21 protein-coding genes and 1 other annotated feature are annotated in these 19,055 nt (G+C 43.9%); all 21 genes read left to right on the top strand.

Translation table 11 applies throughout. From position 1 onward, the window contains the following. Nucleotides 1-139: 139 nt before the first annotated feature. On the top strand, nucleotides 140-610 hold the full coding sequence (locus AC25Y6_RS00655; protein ID WP_482101619.1) for a CtsR family transcriptional regulator: 471 nt from the start codon (nucleotides 140-142) through the stop codon (nucleotides 608-610). A 32-nt stretch (nucleotides 611-642) separates the two neighbouring features. Further along, nucleotides 643-1,197, top strand: coding sequence for a UvrB/UvrC motif-containing protein (locus AC25Y6_RS00650; protein ID WP_488141736.1), 555 nt, complete (start codon nucleotides 643-645; stop codon nucleotides 1,195-1,197). Continuing rightward, nucleotides 1,187-2,275 (top strand): protein-arginine kinase McsB, encoded by a 1,089-nt coding sequence (mcsB, locus tag AC25Y6_RS00645; RefSeq protein WP_488141735.1) that lies wholly within the window; start codon nucleotides 1,187-1,189, stop codon nucleotides 2,273-2,275. Before AC25Y6_RS00650 ends, mcsB begins: the two co-directional genes overlap by 11 nt. 218 nt (nucleotides 2,276-2,493) lie before the next feature. Continuing rightward, nucleotides 2,494-4,968 carry an ATP-dependent Clp protease ATP-binding subunit gene (locus AC25Y6_RS00640; RefSeq protein WP_488141734.1) on the top strand — a complete coding sequence of 825 codons (2,475 nt, stop codon included), beginning with the start codon at nucleotides 2,494-2,496 and terminating at the stop codon, nucleotides 4,966-4,968. Between the two features lie 78 nt (nucleotides 4,969-5,046). Continuing rightward, on the top strand, nucleotides 5,047-6,423 hold the full coding sequence (gene radA, locus AC25Y6_RS00635) for a DNA repair protein RadA (protein WP_488139925.1): 1,377 nt from the start codon (nucleotides 5,047-5,049) through the stop codon (nucleotides 6,421-6,423). Nucleotides 6,424-6,609: 186 nt separating this feature from the next. Then, nucleotides 6,610-7,701 (top strand): PIN/TRAM domain-containing protein, encoded by a 1,092-nt coding sequence (locus tag AC25Y6_RS00630; protein WP_482101614.1) that lies wholly within the window; start codon nucleotides 6,610-6,612, stop codon nucleotides 7,699-7,701. A gap of 45 nt (nucleotides 7,702-7,746) precedes the next feature. Further along, nucleotides 7,747-8,439 carry a 2-C-methyl-D-erythritol 4-phosphate cytidylyltransferase gene (gene ispD, locus AC25Y6_RS00625; protein ID WP_488141733.1) on the top strand — a complete coding sequence of 231 codons (693 nt, stop codon included), beginning with the start codon at nucleotides 7,747-7,749 and terminating at the stop codon, nucleotides 8,437-8,439. Beyond that, a complete protein-coding gene (gene ispF, locus AC25Y6_RS00620; protein ID WP_488141732.1) occupies nucleotides 8,436-8,912 on the top strand; it encodes a 2-C-methyl-D-erythritol 2,4-cyclodiphosphate synthase in 477 nt (158 codons plus the stop codon). The genes ispD and ispF overlap by 4 nt, the downstream gene beginning before the upstream one ends. Nucleotides 8,913-8,983: 71 nt before the next feature. Then, nucleotides 8,984-10,447, top strand: coding sequence for a glutamate--tRNA ligase (gene gltX / locus AC25Y6_RS00615; protein WP_488141731.1), 1,464 nt, complete (start codon nucleotides 8,984-8,986; stop codon nucleotides 10,445-10,447). Between the two features lie 589 nt (nucleotides 10,448-11,036). After that, a complete protein-coding gene (gene cysE / locus AC25Y6_RS00610) occupies nucleotides 11,037-11,699 on the top strand; it encodes a serine O-acetyltransferase (RefSeq protein WP_482101610.1) in 663 nt (220 codons plus the stop codon). Beyond that, nucleotides 11,696-13,096 carry a cysteine--tRNA ligase gene (cysS, locus tag AC25Y6_RS00605; protein WP_488141730.1) on the top strand — a complete coding sequence of 467 codons (1,401 nt, stop codon included), beginning with the start codon at nucleotides 11,696-11,698 and terminating at the stop codon, nucleotides 13,094-13,096. Before cysE ends, cysS begins: the two co-directional genes overlap by 4 nt. Next, complete coding sequence (locus tag AC25Y6_RS00600; RefSeq protein WP_488141729.1) at nucleotides 13,093-13,524, top strand: Mini-ribonuclease 3; 432 nt, start codon at nucleotides 13,093-13,095, stop codon at nucleotides 13,522-13,524. The genes cysS and AC25Y6_RS00600 overlap by 4 nt, the downstream gene beginning before the upstream one ends. Further along, nucleotides 13,521-14,303 carry a 23S rRNA (guanosine(2251)-2'-O)-methyltransferase RlmB gene (gene rlmB, locus AC25Y6_RS00595; protein WP_488141728.1) on the top strand — a complete coding sequence of 261 codons (783 nt, stop codon included), beginning with the start codon at nucleotides 13,521-13,523 and terminating at the stop codon, nucleotides 14,301-14,303. Before AC25Y6_RS00600 ends, rlmB begins: the two co-directional genes overlap by 4 nt. Further along, complete coding sequence (locus AC25Y6_RS00590; protein ID WP_488141727.1) at nucleotides 14,300-14,815, top strand: NYN domain-containing protein; 516 nt, start codon at nucleotides 14,300-14,302, stop codon at nucleotides 14,813-14,815. Before rlmB ends, AC25Y6_RS00590 begins: the two co-directional genes overlap by 4 nt. A 74-nt stretch (nucleotides 14,816-14,889) precedes the next feature. Continuing rightward, nucleotides 14,890-15,537: an RNA polymerase sporulation sigma factor SigH gene (sigH, locus tag AC25Y6_RS00585; protein ID WP_482101605.1), complete on the top strand. Its 648-nt coding sequence runs from the start codon at nucleotides 14,890-14,892 to the stop codon at nucleotides 15,535-15,537. A gap of 196 nt (nucleotides 15,538-15,733) precedes the next feature. Next, complete coding sequence (gene rpmG / locus AC25Y6_RS00580; RefSeq protein WP_482101604.1) at nucleotides 15,734-15,883, top strand: 50S ribosomal protein L33; 150 nt, start codon at nucleotides 15,734-15,736, stop codon at nucleotides 15,881-15,883. Between the two features lie 38 nt (nucleotides 15,884-15,921). Next, the gene (gene secE / locus AC25Y6_RS00575) at nucleotides 15,922-16,107 is read left to right on the top strand and encodes a preprotein translocase subunit SecE (protein ID WP_482101603.1); all 186 of its coding nucleotides are present in this window, start codon (nucleotides 15,922-15,924) and stop codon (nucleotides 16,105-16,107) included. Nucleotides 16,108-16,338: 231 nt separating this feature from the next. Beyond that, on the top strand, nucleotides 16,339-16,872 hold the full coding sequence (gene nusG / locus AC25Y6_RS00570; protein WP_482101602.1) for a transcription termination/antitermination protein NusG: 534 nt from the start codon (nucleotides 16,339-16,341) through the stop codon (nucleotides 16,870-16,872). A gap of 168 nt (nucleotides 16,873-17,040) precedes the next feature. Next, nucleotides 17,041-17,466, top strand: coding sequence for a 50S ribosomal protein L11 (gene rplK / locus AC25Y6_RS00565; RefSeq protein WP_482101601.1), 426 nt, complete (start codon nucleotides 17,041-17,043; stop codon nucleotides 17,464-17,466). A 120-nt stretch (nucleotides 17,467-17,586) separates the two neighbouring features. Beyond that, complete coding sequence (rplA, locus tag AC25Y6_RS00560; RefSeq protein ID WP_482101600.1) at nucleotides 17,587-18,288, top strand: 50S ribosomal protein L1; 702 nt, start codon at nucleotides 17,587-17,589, stop codon at nucleotides 18,286-18,288. Nucleotides 18,289-18,334: 46 nt separating this feature from the next. Continuing rightward, nucleotides 18,335-18,483: a sequence feature (ribosomal protein L10 leader region), on the top strand. 31 nt (nucleotides 18,484-18,514) lie between these two features. Next, a complete protein-coding gene (rplJ, locus tag AC25Y6_RS00555; RefSeq protein ID WP_482101599.1) occupies nucleotides 18,515-19,015 on the top strand; it encodes a 50S ribosomal protein L10 in 501 nt (166 codons plus the stop codon). The last annotated feature ends 40 nt before the right edge of the window (nucleotides 19,016-19,055 follow it).

Genomic DNA, 19,055 nt, shown 5'->3' with positions numbered 1-19,055 from the left:
CACCTACTATGCCGATGCTAAGGGAATCCCCTCCTTCTTGGTGCATATCGATTGCAGTGCGAACAGAGAGTCCTGTACAATCAAGTCAAAGATAGTCAAAGTCAACGGCTTATTCCCCCAGTAGGAAAGAGGTGAGGACATGCGAAACATTTCCGACATTATAGAAGGATATTTGAAGGCAATAATCGAAGAGGAACAGTGTGGAACGATTGAAATTAAGCGCAATGAAGTTGCTGAAAAATTCCAATGCGTACCATCGCAGATCAACTACGTCATTAAGACCCGTTTTACAGCGGAAAGAGGGTATGCAGTTGAGTCTAAGCGAGGTGGCGGTGGTTATATACGCATATTCCGCGTGCAGGCAAATTCTCGTAAAGAATTAATTGAACATATTCTAGAGGGTATCCAGTCAGGAGCCTCCTTTACAATGGCCCTGGATGTCGTCTACAGACTAATTGAGGAAGACGTTATATCAGAGCGCGAGTCAAAGCTTATTCTCGCCGCTGTCGATCGAACAACAATCCATCAGCCACTTCCCGAACGTGATATTATACGTGCACGTATTTTGCAAGCGATGCTTTTGACGCTCATTTACGAGCAGCTAAATTGATTGATAATCTAACTGATTTGAGGTGGCTTTCAATGATATGTGAAAATTGTAAAGAACGGCCCGCATCCGTCAGCATCACTCAAGAAAGCGTGGTCGGATCCATGGAACATCATTTATGTGAGAAGTGCGCCTTCCAATCACATACATTAATTTTTGATCCTAATCAGGAACCGCTGTCGATTCAACAGTTTCTATCGCACTGGTTCAGCGGTTCAGAATCATTTCAGGAACAGCAGCCGAAAAGAGGGGAACAGTTGACAGGACCTGAATGTCCTTCATGCGGTTTGACGTTCCCGAAATTTCTCGATATCGGGAAATTTGGCTGTGCGGCATGTTACGACACGTTCCGTGAAAGACTTCCATACGTCTTTGGGAAACTGCACAACGGACGTTCGTCACATACGGGTAAAATCCCAGTTTCTTTTAATGAGCTTTATGCCGTTAAAAAGAAGATTGATGAGATTCGGGTCAAAATGAAAGATGCTATCGAAGCCGAACGTTTTGAAGAAGCGGCAGAATTACGTGACGAAGCGAATACACTCAAGCAACACCTTTCCCATGGAGGTGAAGAAAACGATGTCGATTGAAAAATTCATGCGTAATGCGGTAACCACCTGGATGATAGCTTATGGAGAAAACTCAGATATCGTGATGTCTACACGGGTTCGGCTTGCACGTAATTTAACAGGCTATCGTTTTCCAATCGCCATCACGGAAGAAGAGGCCATGGCGGTTGATAGGGCGGTTACAGGCGTCTTGCTTGATGCTGTAGAAAACGGGTATACCTACACCAAGATGTCGGATCTCCCTGCACTGGAACGACAAGTGCTCGTTGAGAAGCATTTAATCAGTCCACAACTTGCAGCACCTAATCGGCACGGGGCTGTCTTGCTATCGGAAGATGAGACCGTGAGTGTCATGGTCAATGAAGAAGACCATATTCGGATCCAATGCATCTGTCCAGGGCTTCAGCTGGAAGATGCATATAAACAGGCAGACCGAGTAGATGATTATTTGGAAAAAGAGCTACCATACGCGTTTGATGAGGATTTCGGTTTTTTGACAAGCTGCCCGTCAAATACGGGAACCGGCATGCGCGCATCAGTCATGATGCATTTGCCTGCACTTACCATTACCAAACAGATTGAACGTATAATTCCGGCTATTTCACGACTTGGCATGATTGTCCGTGGAAGTTATGGAGAAGGAAGCGAAGCGCCCGGCAATATCTATCAAGTGTCAAATCAGACAACGCTTGGTAAAACGGAGCAGGAGATATTAAAAGACCTTAGGAACATTACATCTCGCCTGATTGCTCATGAACGGAAATCACGGGAGTTGTTACTTGCAAAGTCACGGATTTCACTTGAGAACAGGTTATTCCGTTCGCTCGGTACAATCAGCTATGCACGTCTGTTACCGTCAGGAGAAGCTGCTCGATGTCTTTCCGACGTCAGGCTCGGAATCGATCTAGGGATTATCCAGGACGTTGATGTGTCGATCTTAAATGAGTTGATGATATTTATGCAACCGGGTTTTTTGCAGCAATATGCAAGTACGGAGTTATCCCAGGAAGAACGGGATATCTTCAGGGCGAAATTGTTCCGCGAACGGCTTAACGTTGAAAGAACAGTGCCGCCGGTTGAAAAAGAAGCGGAAGAGTGAGCAACTATTTTGCACAATATCTTAGGTTTCTGTATAGTCAGGTCAAAGATAGTCAAAGTCAATTTCTCTAATAAAGGAGTTCTGACGTTACCAGTTGAATACGTATAATTAGGATGGTTGTTTTATCGCTCCATTCTAATATTTATAATTCAATTGAGTAATGTACGAGTATTTGGGGAATTGATTGTATATATATAGATAGAAGGAGAGGACTGATTATGATGTTTAACCGATTTACACAGCGTGCACAGAAAGTATTGCAACTTGCACAGGAAGAGGCAATTCGAATGAAACACGAGTCCATCGGCACAGAACATATTTTGCTAGGGCTAATCCGTGAAGGCGGAGGAATTGCCGCGAAAGCACTTGAAGCGATTGGTGTGAACTTTGAAACAATCGTACAAGGCGTGGAAAAACTTGTCGGAGCCGGAACAAAGGATGTCGGTCCCATCGTTCACTACACACCTAGAGCAAAAAAAGTTATTGAATTATCCGTAGATGAATCACGCAAACTTGGCCATTCCTATATCGGTACGGAACATATTTTGCTTGCACTTATTCGTGAGGGTGAAGGCGTTGCAGCGCGAGTATTGAATAATTCCGGCGTTAGCTTGAACAAAGCGCGTCAGCAAGTACTTCAACTTCTGGGAAGCAATGACAGTTCAGCAACAGGTCAAGGGGTCTCTAATTCTGCCGCAACACCAACGTTAGATAGTTTGGCACGTGATTTAACAGAAGTGGCACGTGAAGGCTTGCTAGATCCGGTTATCGGACGTAGCAAAGAAATCACACGTGTTATTGAAGTATTGGCACGCCGGACGAAAAACAATCCGGTACTTATCGGAGAACCGGGTGTCGGTAAGACAGCAATTGCGGAAGGGCTTGCGCAGCAAGTCATTAACAACGAGGTACCTGAAATCCTTCGCGACAAGCGTGTTATGACGCTTGATATGGGAACTGTTGTCGCAGGTACGAAATACCGTGGTGAATTTGAAGATCGCATGAAAAAAGTAATGGAAGAGATTCGCCAGGCAGGCAATATCATCCTGTTCATCGATGAATTGCATACATTAATTGGAGCAGGAGGAGCGGAAGGTGCAATCGATGCATCTAATATCCTGAAACCGTCGCTCGCACGCGGTGAATTGCAATGTATTGGTGCAACGACACTGGACGAATACCGTAAATATATTGAAAAAGATGCAGCGCTTGAACGACGTTTCCAACCGATTCAAGTCGATGAGCCAACTGTTGATGAAACAATCCAGATTCTATACGGATTGCGTGACCGTTATGAAGCGCATCACCGTGTGAAAATTACGGATGCCTCAATTGAAGCGGCTGCAAAAATGTCGGATCGCTATATTTCCGACAGATTCCTTCCGGATAAAGCAATTGACTTAATTGACGAAGCGGGCTCGAAGGTTCGCCTACGTTCATATACAACACCACCGAACTTGAAAGAGCTCGAATCGAAACTAGAAGCAATTCGTTCTGAGAAGAATGCGGCTGTACAAAGTCAAGAATTCGAAAAAGCGGCATCTTTCCGTGATAAAGAACAGAAAATGAAAGAAGAACTTGAAACAACGAAAACTGACTGGAAAGAAAAGCAAGGTCAAAAGGAATCCGAAGTAACAGTTGAAGATATCGCTGAAGTTGTAGCGATGTGGACGGGAATACCTGTCTCTAAAATTGCAGAAGCGGAATCCGCCAAATTGCTCAATATGGAAGAAATGCTCCATGAACGTGTTATCGGTCAAGGTGAAGCAGTTACAGCTATTTCCCGGGCAATACGCCGAGCGCGTGCAGGCTTGAAAGATCCTAAGCGTCCAATCGGTTCGTTCATATTCCTCGGTCCTACAGGTGTCGGGAAAACGGAACTTGCAAGAGCGCTTGCAGAAGTCATGTTCGGTGACGAAGACGCAATGATCCGCGTCGACATGTCCGAGTATATGGAAAAACATTCGACATCACGACTTGTCGGTTCACCTCCAGGTTATGTAGGCTATGAAGAAGGCGGACAGTTAACAGAGAAAGTTCGACGTAAACCCTACTCAGTAGTCCTGTTGGATGAAATCGAAAAAGCGCACCCGGATGTATTTAACATACTACTGCAAGTACTGGAAGATGGAAGATTGACGGATTCAAAAGGACGCACAGTCGATTTCCGTAATACGGTTATTATTATGACGTCAAACGTAGGTGCACAAGAACTCAGGAAAAATCGTTATGTGGGCTTCAATATTGGAGACGCAGGACGTGATTACGAAGGCATGAAGTCGGCGATGCTTGAAGAGTTGAAGAAAGCTTTCCGTCCAGAGTTCCTAAATCGTGTCGATGAAATGATTGTTTTCCATTCTCTTGAAAAAGATCATTTGCGTGAAATCGTCACACTTATGTCTAATGAGTTGACTAAACGTCTCGTCGAACAAGATATCGAGCTTGCATTAACGGATGCTGCGAAATTGAAAATTGTTGACGCGGGTTACGACCCTGAGTACGGTGCTCGACCACTGCGCCGTGCCATTCAGAAACACGTCGAAGACCGGTTGTCCGAGGAACTTTTAAAAGGTACAGTCCTCGTAGGTGGTAAAGTACTCGTCGATGTGGTGAATGATGAGTTTGTCGTCAAGGTTGGCAAAGATGCCGAACAAACAGAGGTCGCAGAAAAAGAAGTAGTAATCGAAAAATAAAGAGTGAATTGGATAGCCCATCCTTAACCCGCTATTTTGGGGGAAGATGGGCTGTCCTTTTCGTATTTGGAGGATTCCATGGCTAAAAGAAAGGTAAAATTCATGTGTAAGTCATGTGGATATGAATCACCGAAGTGGATGGGCCGCTGTCCGGGGTGTGGTGAGTGGAACATGATGGAGGAAGAAGTTGAAGCCGCTGTCCAAAAAGGTCCGCGCGGCGCATTTCAGCATACGGATACAGTTCGTCACAAGGCGCTACCAATCAGTTCGATTGAAATGGTTGAGGAACCAAGAATCGCAACGGATCTGGAAGAGTTTAACCGCGTTCTAGGCGGTGGAATTGTCCCTGGTTCACTCATACTTATCGGTGGGGATCCGGGTATCGGAAAGTCGACACTCCTACTACAAGTATCGTCGCTCTTGGCGAATAAAGGGCAGCGTGTCCTTTACATTTCAGGCGAGGAATCAATTCGCCAAACAAAGTTACGTGCCGAGCGGTTAGGCGTAAAGTCTGACGAACTCTATATTTATGCAGAAACGGATCTTGGGTTGATTCACGAAACGATTGCAGATGTGAAACCTACATTTGTCGTTGTGGACTCAATCCAGACCGTTCATCATCCAGAAGTAGCGTCTGCGCCTGGAAGCGTATCTCAAGTACGCGAATGTACGGCTCAACTGATGCGCATCGCAAAGACGCAAAACATTGCCATTTTCCTCGTTGGCCACGTGACGAAAGATGGACAGATCGCCGGTCCGCGACTGCTTGAGCATATGGTCGATACCGTACTCTACTTCGAAGGGGAGCGTCATCATACGTACCGGATTTTACGCAGTGTAAAAAACCGGTTTGGTTCTACAAATGAAATTGCCATATTTGAAATGTTGCAGGAGGGTTTAAAAGAAGTACTAAATCCATCCGAGCTGTTCCTTAGGGAAAGATCTCAAGGTGGGGCTGGCTCAACAGTCGTCGCATCTATGGAAGGAACAAGACCGATTCTTGTGGAAATCCAAGCGCTCGTGACGCCTTCAAGCTTTAATTACCCGAAGCGCATGGCAACAGGGCTCGACCAAAACCGTGTCCAATTGCTGATGGCTGTACTTGAGAAGCGTATGGGGATGCTCCTGCAAGCACAGGATGCATATATTAAAGTAGCGGGTGGCGTAAAGCTGGATGAACCGGCGATTGACCTAGCTGTGCTCGTTAGCATCGTCTCCAGCTACCGCGACGTAGCGGCAGGTCTATCCGACTGCTTTATTGGCGAAGTTGGCTTAACGGGGGAAGTACGCCGGGTATCCAGGGTCGAACAGCGCGTATCGGAAGCAGCAAAACTTGGTTTCGAACGCGCAATCATTCCTGAATCGAACCTTGGCGGCTGGGATTACCCGAAAGGCATCCGTGTGATAGGTGTAGAAACAGTCAGTGATGCATTGAAAATCGCTTTCACAGATTGAATGAAAGACAGGGCTGTAATTATGGCAGTTCTGTCACTTCTCTTTTGAAATAAACGGAAAAAGAGAAACTTTCAATTGTCCTAAAGAGTCCTATTACAACAGAGGTGAAAGCTACTCCTGCCTATGCTTATCAAAGCGTTTTGGCGTGAAAACATGTATAATTAATAACTGAAGGAGGTGGTTCATATGTTGAAAAAAGTAGTTCAAGTTACATTCCTGCTTATAGGAGGAACACTGGGTGTATTATTTTTACCGCATTTATTCGCCTTATTTTCTTTCTCCCAGAGTCTATGGATTGATAATCCATACGTGTCCGCAATCCTTGGAGCAGCAATTTTTTACGTGCTCGGTCTTTTCTTAGTGGAACCAATTGTCAATTTCATCAAATGGATGGAAGAACTTTTACTGAAAGCGCCAGTTTTTGATTTAATATTTGGTACAATCGGCCTCGTCGTGGGTTTAAGTGTCGCGTTCCTTGTCAGTTTTGGTTTGGGCAGTATCCAAATACCAATCATTACATCGGTTCTTCCGATTCTATTATCAATCATTCTCGGCTATTTAGGTTTTCAGGTTGGGTTTAAGAAGCGGGAAGAAATTATCAATACGCTACAATCTACAAAGAACAGTGGACTCAAAAAGAAAGAAGTGGAGGATGCATCCACTCAAACAAAAGGGAAGCACTACAAGATATTGGATACCAGCGTTATTATAGATGGTCGGATTGCTGATATTTCGGAGACAGGTTTTCTCGAAGGTGTGTTAGTTGTGCCCCAGTTCGTATTAACAGAGCTTCAGCATATTGCGGATTCTTCAGACACGTTAAAACGGACGAAAGGCAGACGCGGACTTGACGTATTGAAGCGCATGCAAACCTATGACGGTCCATCTATTCAAATTACTGACGAAGATTTCGCTGGTGTTCCCGAAGTCGATATGAAGCTTGTGCATTTGGCTAAGAGTATGGGTGGGCTCGTAGTAACAAACGATTTCAATTTGAATAAAGTCGCAGATTTGCACGGTGTTTCAGTTCTAAACATCAACGATCTTGCGAATGCGGTGAAGCCGGTTGTTATTCCGGGTGAAGACATGCATGTCGTGATTGTTAAAGACGGTAAAGAACAGAACCAGGGTGTTGCCTACTTGGATGACGGTACAATGATTGTCGTTGAAGATGGGAAATTCCATATTGGTAATGCCATCGATGTCGTTGTAACAAGTGTGTTGCAGACGTCGGCGGGAAGAATGATTTTTGCTAAATTGAAAAATGGTAAACCTTAAAAACTAAATTGAGGATGACGAACTCATAAAAAAGGGATGGAAATCGTGAACTATACAGTGATGATGCCGGCAGCCGGAAGTGGTCAACGGATGGATGCCGGATTCAATAAATTGTTTTTGAAACTGGATGACAAACCAATTCTTATCCATACACTACAAGTGTTTGAAGGAGATCCGGCGTGTGTTGGGGTTATTCTTGCTGTGAAGCCTGAAGAGCGTGCTCAAATTCAATCTATGCTTGACCAATTCGCTATTAATAAAGTTACAGCTTTAGTAGATGGTGGAGGGGAGCGGCAAGATAGTGTAGCGGCATGTATCTGTGCACATGACGGGGGTGGTATTGTCCTCGTTCATGATGCTGCCAGGCCATTTATCCGACATAGCGTTATTACTGAGCTTGTTAAAGTAGCGGAGAAGCACGGAGCGGCGATTGCTGGCGTACGGGCAAAAGATACAATGAAGTATGTTGAATTGGGTGTTGTCGAAGGCACAGTGGATCGTGAGAAGTTGTGGGTCATTCAGACTCCCCAGGCATTCCGCTATGAGTTGCTGAAACTGGCATCCGCACAAGCACAAGCAGAGGGTTTTCTAGGCACGGATGAATCGATGCTCGTCGAACGCCTTGGCGAACCGATACATATTGTAGAAAGTACTTATGATAATGTGAAGATGACAACGCAAGAGGACCTTGTTTTTGGAGAGGTTTTATTGAAAAAAAGTAGGAGGTTTTTTAAATGATTAGAGTAGGACAAGGGTTTGATGTACACAAGTTTGAAAAGGGGCGTCCGCTTATCATCGGTGGTGTTCTAATTCCGCATGACAGAGGGCTGACAGGTCATTCTGATGCGGATGTACTTCTACATACAATTACCGATGCAGCGCTTGGTGCAATTGGTGAAGGGGATATCGGAAGGCATTTTCCGGATACGGATGCGGAATTTAAAGACGCTGATTCGGCAGTGTTGTTAGAAAAGATTTGGACACTTGTAGAAGAAAAAGGTTATAAACTCGGCAACATTGACTGTACGATTATTGCGCAAAAGCCGAAAATGGCTCCGTATATTGAAGTAATCCAAAAGCGTGTCGCAGACTTGCTGAAAGCAGATGTAACACAAGTGAATGTCAAAGCGACGACAACTGAACAATTAGGGTTCACTGGACGCGAGGAAGGAATTGCCTCTATGGCAACAATTCTGCTCGTTAAGGCATAACACCTTTTAAACGGTCGAGGCAAGTGGTAAAATAACAAACAGTAATGAAATCAGATCGGGGAGAGATTCATATGACTTCAGAAGTACGCGTACGCTATGCGCCAAGTCCAACCGGCCATCTACATATCGGCGGAGCACGCACAGCATTATTCAATTACCTATTCGCACGTCACCATGGCGGTAAATTCATCGTACGAATTGAGGACACAGACATTGAACGTAATATCGAAGCGGGAGAACTTTCCCAGCTTGAAAACTTGAAGTGGTTAGGTATCGATTATGATGAGTCGGTTGATATCGGAGGTCCATACGCTCCTTATCGTCAAATGGAACGTCTCGATCTTTACACGAAATACGGTCAGGAAGTATTGGAAAAAGGTCATGCTTACAAATGCTTCTGTACATCTGAAGAACTGGAAATAGAGCGTGAAGCGCAGAAGACGGCAGGAATCGCTGCTCCAATGTACGGCGGTAAATGCCGGAATCTGAGTGCAGAAGAAGTAGCGGAAAAAGAAGCTACTGGACTTTCATATACAATTCGTATGCGTGTACCGAAAGACAAAACGTATAAAGTGGAAGACCTTGTCCGAGGCACAGTGACATTCGAGTCGAAAGATGTAGGCGACTGGGTTCTTGTGAAAGCAAATGGCATTCCAACTTACAACTTTGCGGTTGTTATCGATGATCATTTAATGAAAATTTCCCACGTATTCCGCGGCGAGGAGCATTTAACAAATACGCCGAAACAACTGATGGTGTCTGATGTCTTCGGTTGGTCGTATCCAGAATTCGGTCATATGACGTTAATTGTCAATGAAGATCGAAAAAAACTTTCTAAACGTGATGAATCGATTATTCAATTCATTTCGCAGTATAAAGACCTTGGGTATTTACCCGACGCTATGTTTAACTTCTTCGCACTGCTAGGCTGGTCTCCAGGTGGAGAAGAGGAGATATTCACGCACGAAGAATTAATCAAGATGTTTGACGTAAGCCGTCTTTCTAAATCTCCCTCCATGTTCGATAAACAAAAATTGACGTGGACGAACAATCAATACGTGAAAAAGATGAGCCTTGAAGAAGTGGTCGAATTTGCATTGCCATACCTTCAGGATGCAGGTCTTCTCAATAAAGAGATGACTGAATCGGAAACCGCATGGGCTCACGATTTGATCGCTCTCTATCAGGATCAGTTGAGCTTCGGAGCAGAAATTGTTGAATTATCTGCCCAGTTTTTCGATCACGAGATTGAATATGATGAAGAATCCACGGAAGTACTTGCTGGAGAACAGGTGCCTGAGGTGATGGCTTCCTTTAAAGAAAAGCTAGAAGCGCTTGAGACATTTGATGCGCCATCTATTAAAGACGCCATCAAAGCAGTCCAAAAGGAAACAGGCCACAAAGGTAAAAACTTGTTCATGCCAATCCGTGTTGTAACAACGGGTCAAATGCATGGCCCAGAATTGCAGGCATCCATTGCATTGATTGGGAAAGAAAAGTCAATTGAACGTGTGGCTAAATTCGCAAAACAATAACATTGACTTTCCTCTTTTGAAATGTACAATTAAATTAATTACGTAAACCTATGAAAAGGATTAAGTACACAATGCAAGCTCTTCAGAGAGGATCATCACCGGCTGTAAATGATCCGTGCCTCTGCGTTGTGGAAATGCCCCTTAGAGTGCCGTGCCGAAAGTTAGTAGGCCGGACGCATCGCCAGCGTTATAGGCGTCAAGCGGGAAGGCTAACACCTTCCAAGCGGAGTGGAACCGCGCATTCAATGCGTCTCTGTCATTTATTTGACGGGGACGTATTTTTTTTATGAGAAAAGCGGAGGCGGCCGCATAGATGCGATAGGCATAAGACGGACCTGTGGAGCGGAGCACTTTTCCCGGGAAGGATGCAGTTCAATCCTTCCTAGCAGGGCTGGCTTATGACCCGAGCATCTGTCCGCAGTAGCTAGACAAGAAAAGCGAAAGCGGCCGTGTAGATGAACGCAGCATTAGTGCGCCACGTCCTGTGAAAACAGGGAGGATGCAGTTCAATCCTTCCTAATAGGGTCGGCTTAGGAACTAAGCATCTGGCCGCAATAGCTAGACACTGAGTTAAGGGGGAGTGAACGAGTTGTTTCGCAGAATGAAAGAAGATGTTCAATGCATATTTGAACAAGATCCAGCAGCACGTAATGTTTTTGAAGTTATCCTAACTTATTCTGGCCTGCACGCGTTATGGTCTCACCGAATTGCACATGCTCTATTTAAAAAGAAACTGTTATTTCTGGCTCGTGTTGTCTCACAGATTAGCCGGTTTTTCACAGGTATAGAAATTCATCCGGGTGCTAAAATCGGGCGCAGGTTTTTCATAGACCATGGTATGGGAGTTGTTATTGGGGAAACTTGTGAAATAGGCAACGACGTTACGATTTATCAAGGCGTGACCCTCGGTGGAACGGGTAAAGAAAGTGGAAAGCGGCATCCTACACTCCATGACAATGTACTTGTTGCCTCTGGCGCGAAAGTACTGGGTTCCATCATAATCGGTGAGGGTAGCAAAGTAGGAGCAGGTTCAGTCGTGTTGAAAGACGTCCCACCCGAGTCGACAGTTGTGGGAATTCCCGGGAAAGTCGTCGTTGCGAACGGTGTACGTGTCAAGAGCAAGCATGATCACCGCGATATGCCGGATCCAGTGGCGGATCGATGTGAGATGCTTGAAAATGAGGTCGAGTACTTGAAGAACAGGCTTGAACAACTAGAGGATTCCAAAGTGAAGGATGGGAAATTATCATGACTATTCAAATCTATAACACACTGACGCGTAAGAAAGAACCTTTCATTCCAATAGAAGAAGGCAAAGTGAAGATGTATGTGTGCGGTCCAACTGTTTACAACTACATCCACATTGGTAATGCACGACCGGTTATCGTATTCGACACAGTTCGACGCTATTTTGACTATCGTGGATATGATGTGAAGTACGTTTCGAATTTCACGGACGTAGACGACAAAATTATCAAAACGGCAAATGAACTTGGGGAAGAAGTTGGAGAACTGACAGAGCGCTTCATCAACGCTTACTTTGAGGATGTCAATGCACTCGGTTGTGGAAAAGCAGACGTTCATCCACGTGTGACAGATCACATTGAGGATGTCGTGGATTTTGTGAAAGTTTTAGTCGATAAAGACTATGCCTACGAATCACAGGGGGATGTTTATTTCCGTACACAGAAATTTGAAGGCTACGGTAAGTTGTCCCATCAATCGACAGATGAACTGAAAATTGGAGCGCGTATTGAGCAAGGGAACAAGAAAGACAATCCACTTGATTTTGTACTTTGGAAAGCGGCTAAGCCTGGTGAAGTTTCATGGGAGAGTCCGTGGGGATTAGGACGTCCGGGATGGCATATCGAATGTTCGGTAATGGCTAGAGAGCACCTCGGCGATACGATCGATATTCACGCAGGCGGTCAGGATCTAACATTCCCACATCATGAGAACGAAATTGCTCAATCCGAATCAATGACAGGTAAGCAGTTTGCGCGTTATTGGATGCACAATGGCTACATTAATATTGATAATGAAAAAATGTCCAAATCACTTGGGAATTTTGTTCTTGTGAATGATATCCGCAAGCAGATTGACCCGAAGGTGCTTCGGTTCTTCATGTTATCCGTGCATTACAGACATCCAGTCAACTTCTCGGAAGAACTTGTCATCAGCGCACAAAACGGTTTGGAACGAATTCAGACTGCGTACAATAACTTGAAACACCGTCTTGCAGCATCTGCAGATCTCGGTGATCAGGCAGATATTTGGAATCATAAAGTGGATGAAATCAAAACAACATTTGAAATTGCTATGGATGATGATTTCAATACTGCAAATGCAATTGCATCCATATTTGAATTAGCGAAGCTTGCTAACGTCTATTTATTGGAGAAAAACACCCAAACTGAAGTACTTAAGCATTTCATTGACACGTTTGATGGTTTGATGGCAGTTCTTGGATTGCCGTTTGATGAGGAAATAGGCCTTTTAGATGGAGACATCGACGTGTTAATCGAAGAGCGTTTGGAAGCGCGCCGTAATCGTGATTTTAATCGTTCAGATGAAATCCGCGATCAACTGAAAGAACAAGGAATTCTCTTGGAAGATACAGCACAAGGCACTCGCTGGAAAAGAGGATGACTGGTTTGTACAATTTGCGTGATATAGATGTAAAACAAATAAAGGCCTTAGCCCTCGCTTACATGGGAGATGCGGTTTACGAACAAGCAATTCGGGAGCATCTCCTTCGTTCGGGGCGCGTAAAGCCAAATGTACTGCATAGGGAAGCAACGCACTATGTATCCGCTAAATCGCAGGCAGCTACGCTGAAGATGATGCAAGAATCAGGGTTTTTAACAGAAGAAGAAGAGGCAATCATGAGACGCGGTCGTAATGCGAAGTCCGGTTCAGTACCGAAAAATACCGATGTAATAACGTATAATTACAGTTCAGGATTTGAAGCGGTCATTGGTTATCTACATTTACTAGGAAGAACAGAGCGAGTCCAAGAATATATCGGTGAGGCAATCAGATTCATCGAACTAACGAAGGAGGAAGGGTCAAAATGAATGAGTATGAAAATGGAAATGAGAATGACATTGAATCCGAGCTGATCGGTGGAAAAAATCCGATTGTTGAAGCGCTACGTTCAGGTAGAGAGTTGAATAAAATTTGGGTTGCCGAAGGCCTTAACATGAAAAGTATCGGGGAAATTCTGTCGCTTGCGAAAAAAGCAGGGATTATCGTACAGGCAGTACCGAAACAAAAACTGGATGGCTTACTCGATATTAATCACCAAGGAATTGTCGCTTCTGTAGCGGCTTACGAATACGCTGAACTCGAAGATCTTTTCGCGGTCGCGACCGAACGTGGGGAAGACCCGCTATTCCTTATACTTGATGAACTCGAAGATCCTCACAATCTAGGCTCGATATTGCGGACTGCGGATGCGTCTGGCGTGCACGGTGTTATTATACCGAAGCGTCGTGCTGTAGGATTGACAGGCGTTGTAGCGAAGTCATCAACAGGTGCAATCGAACATATTCCGGTTGTGCGTGTGAATAATTTATCACAGACAGTTGAAGAGTTAAAAAAGAGGGGTGTCTGGATAGCGGGAACGGATGCTAGTAAATCAGTGGATTATAGACTGATGGACGCAACACTCCCTCTGGCTGTTATTATCGGCAGTGAAGGGAAGGGAATGTCTCGAATATTAAAAGAGAAATGTGACTTCCTTTATCATTTGCCAATGATCGGCCATGTTACGTCTTTGAACGCTTCGGTAGCAGCGTCCCTTCTCATGTACGAGGTACTGCGTAAACGTCAACCGCTTAAGTCCGACAGATGAAAACAGATATACTCCTGGTCGACGGCTACAATATCATCGGCGCGTGGGAGGAACTGGGTGGGATGAAGCGTAAAAAATTGGCGGATGCACGTGACCGGCTGATTGAACGGATGGCGGAATACAGGGCGCATACCGGCTGGCGTGTCATTATCGTCTTCGATGCGCATCTTGTACCGGGTGTAGAAAAAAGGAAAGTGCTTAATAATGTTGAAATTGTCTTTACAAGGAAAAATGAAACGGCCGATGAAAGAATTGAAAAACTTGTCACTGAATTGAGTGGCAGGCGTGTGCAAATTCATGTGGCTACATCAGATTTAACAGAACAATGGGTCATTTTTGCGCATGGAGCTCTGAGAAAGTCGGCAAGAGAACTTGAACTAGAGATGAATGAAATAGATCAGCTGATTTCCACGGAAGTAAAGACTATTCAAAAACAACGGCCACTTTCAAAGATACCTCTAACTGATGAAATAGCGGAAATATTTGAAAAATGGCGCCGTGGAATGAAGTGAACGGTTGACGTAAATTTTTCCAATACTGTATACTAGTTAAATAGTATTGATAACGAACCGGGGTGATCCACGTGTTGAAGCAAACTTACGCAGAAGGTAACATACCGAATTTTCACGGGTTATCCGATGGGGAAATCATTGTTATTATCCACGAAGGCAACACGGATGCTCTCAATTTCCTTATTAAAAAGTATCAATCGTTTGTCAGATTGAAAGCGCGTTCCTATTTCCTTATTGGTGGAGACCGAGAGGATATTATTCAAGAAGGCATGATTGGTCTATACAAAGCAATTCGTGACTTTAAAGAGGATAGGTTAAGTTCGTTCAAAGCCTTTGCGGAGCTATGCATCACTCGTCAAATCATTACCGCTATCAAAACGGCGACCAGACAGAAACACATCCCTTTAAATACATCGATTTCATTAGATAAACCTGTATTTGACGAAGAATCCGAACGTACATTGCTCGACGTGATTGCAGGTCCGGTGTTGGATGATCCTGAAGGGCTTATGATTCATAAAGAAGATTTTATCCAGATGGAAGATGAAATGAACAAAGTATTAAGTAGTCTTGAAAAACAAGTGCTAGCACTTTACTTGGATGGACAATCTTATCAAGAAATTTCCGTAGAGTTAAATAGACAAGTTAAATCTGTAGATAATGCGCTCCAGCGGATTAAGCGTAAACTTGAGCGATATATGCAAGTTGATGCGGTCAACTAAAAAGCGATTTCCATCGTATTGACATCATGAATTATAGGTGGTACTCTTTAGCAAGACTATGAAAAGGTGTTCAGAAAGCCTGGGGACATAAGACTTCGATGTTTTTTGCCAGCATTTATCTCCGTTCCCTGCGTAGTTAAAAATGCGCTACCCGGCTCCATTCGGACAAGAACTATGAGTCGAAAAGGGTGAGGGAATGTCTAAGAAAATTATTTTAAGTTGCGACAAATGCGGGTCACGGAACTATACCGTGCCAGCACGTAGCGATAAGCCAACGGAACGTTTGACGCTTAAGAAGTTTTGCAGCAATTGCAATGCACATACATTGCACAAACAGACGGCATAAAGCAGGATCATACTTAATATTCGGAGGGTTACGGTATAATGAGCAAGTTAAGTGGTTTTTTAAAAGACGTTGTCTCGGAAATGAGAAAAGTAAGCTGGCCGAAACGTAAAGAATTGACTCGTTACACAATCGTAGTCCTTTCTACAGTCGTCTTCATGGCGATATATTTCGGAATTCTTGACCTTGGTATTTCACGAGTTCTGGAATGGTATATTGCATTATAAGAAGAAACATGAATAATCCCTTGAAAAATAGCCCGTCTGACAGGTTGAACGGGTTTTTTCAATTGTCTAGGAAACAACCAGTGAATAAGTTATTCGATGGAGATTTAACGTTTAGACCCCAACGCCAGGTAACGTATGATATAAATTATCGACGGATCTAAAGCGTTTACGCTTCTATATTATTTGCACGATAAAAGGAGGGACGGACGTACAGTCCTCGTCACTATGGATATGGAGAAAAATTGGTATGTCGTTCATACGTACTCCGGTTATGAAAACAAAGTGAAAGCCAATCTGGAAAAACGTGTTGAAACGATGGGCATGTCAGATAAAATATTCCGCGTTGTCATCCCGGAAGAAGAAGAAACAGATTTCAAAGATGGTAAAAAACGTGTTCTCCTCAAAAAGACATTCCCAGGATATGTCCTTGTCGAAATTATCATGACAGATGATTCTTGGTATGTTGTTCGGAATACACCTGGAGTTACAGGCTTCATCGGTTCATCTGGTGGAGGCGCTAAGCCGACACCGTTACTTCCAGAAGAAGTTGAGTTCATCCTCAAACAGATGGGCGTGAAAGAGCGTAAAGCAGAAATTGACTTTGCTCTCGGTGAAATGGTTGAAGTACTCGAAGGGCCATTCGCAAACTTCCAAGGTAAAGTGGAAGAAATCGATGAAGATAAAGGCAAAGTGAAAGTATCAGTGGATATGTTTGGACGAGAGACGAAAATGGAACTCGACTTCGAACAAGTTCAAAAATTATAATCGTATACTACTTGCGCAAAACGCGAAACAGTGGTATCATTTCAAAGGTCAGCCTATAATCAAGTGGTCTGAACGAACTATCAAATTCTACCGGCGCAAGTCGGCAGGCACATATGAGTGGGAGGGGCAACCCTATTACCACATCACGGACTTAAGGAGGTGTGTCTCGTGGCTAAAAAAGTCATAAAGGTTGTTAAATTGCAAATTCCTGCAGGGAAAGCGAATCCGGCTCCACCAGTTGGACCGGCGTTAGGACAAGCAGGTGTGAACATCATGGGATTCTGTAAAGAATTCAATGCGCGTACATCAGATCAAGCAGGTCTTATTATTCCTGTTGAAATCTCTGTATTCGAAGACCGTTCATTTACTTTCATTACTAAAACTCCACCGGCAGCAGTTTTGCTGAAGGTTGCAGCTAATCTTACAAAAGGTTCAGGTGAACCGAATAAAAAGAAAGTTGCTACTGTGAAACGTGATAAAGTTCGCGAAATAGCAGAACAAAAGATGGAAGATTTAAACGCGGCGTCAGTTGAAGCAGCGATGGCAATGGTTGAAGGTACTGCTCGCAGTATGGGAATCACGATCGAAGACTGATCATGATTTTATAAATCAATAGTTGTTTGTAGTGGGGGTTGCGCTTGTTCTCCGGAGCACGCAACCCTTATTCGTGGGAGGTTTAACCCGTTAAAACCACAATCGAGGAGGAAATATAAAATGGCTAAAAAAGGTAAAAAGTTCACAGAAGCTGTAAAGCTAGTTGAACATATGAAAGCGTATGACGCAAAAGAAGCAATCGCACTTGCAAAGCAAACTAGTACAGTTAACTTTGATGCGACTGTAGAAGTTGCATTCCGTCTAGGAATCGACACGCGTAAAAATGATCAACAAATCCGTGGGGCAGTTGTACTTCCAAACGGTACTGGTAAAACTCAACGTGTTCTCGTTTTCGCTAAAGGCGAAAAACTTAAAGAAGCTGAAGCTGCAGGTGCAGACTTTGCAGGGGATGCAGAATATATCGCTAAGATCCAATCAGGTTGGTTCGACTTTGACGTTATCGTTGCTACTCCAGACATGATGGGTGAAGTAGGGAAAATTGGTCGTGTTCTTGGACCTAAAGGACTTATGCCTAACCCGAAAACAGGTACAGTAACATTTGACGTAGCGAAAGCTGTAGCAGAAATCAAAGCAGGTAAAGTTGAATACCGTGCGGACAAAGCGGGAATCATTCACGCGCCAATCGGAAAAGTTTCATTCGACGATGCTAAACTTGAAGAAAACTTCAAAACTGTTTTTGAAACTGTTCAAAAAGCGAAACCTGCTTCTGCAAAAGGAACTTACATGAAGTCAGTTAACATCACGACTACAATGGGACCTTCTGTAAAAGTGGATCCTTCAAGCGTTTCAATCAACAAATAAATAATGTTGACAAACAGATAATCTTTTGATAAGATGACTTCTGTTGTGAATATAATCATTTGTACCGTAGACAGCAGGAGCGGCATGCCGCTTAAAACTTCCTGCCGAGGACAAGACGCTCTTTTTCTTTAAAAAGATGACGACTTTTCAGCCCTCAGTCTACTTCCGTAGATTGAGGGCTTTTCATTTCGGTATAAGTGACCCAAACTTTTTAGGAGGTGTCCAAATGAGCAAAGTATTAGAAGCCAAACAAGCAGTTGTTGGTGAAATTACGGATAAGTTGAAATCAGCAGCTTCCGTTGTTGTTGTTGACTACCGTGGTTTGACTGTAGGTCAAGTTACGGAACTTCGTAAACAACTTCGTGAAGCAGGTATTGACTTCAAAGTTTATAAAAACTCGATGTCACGCCGTGCTGCTGAAGCTGCAGGACTTGAAGGGTTGAACGAACACCTAACAGGACCGAACGCAATTGCATTTTCAAATGATGACGTCGTTGCTCCTGCAAAAATCCTTAACGATTTTGCAAAGAAAAACGAAAAGCTTGAAATTAAAGCTGGCGTAATCGAAGGTTTAGTTGCATCAGAAACTGACATTAAAGCATTGGCGGAACTTCCGTCACGCGATGGTCTACTTTCTATGCTACTCAGCGTACTTCAAGCTCCAATGCGCAACTTTGCGCTTGCAACAAAAGCTGTTGCAGAACAAAAAGAAGAACAAGGCGCATAATAACGCTGCCTGAAACAAACATTGCGGGTTAAATTCGATA

The organism is Sporosarcina sp. Y1004, assembly GCF_057669665.1.
The sequence above is the reverse complement of the archived record's forward strand: the minus strand, read 5'-3'. Positions and strand labels throughout refer to the sequence as shown.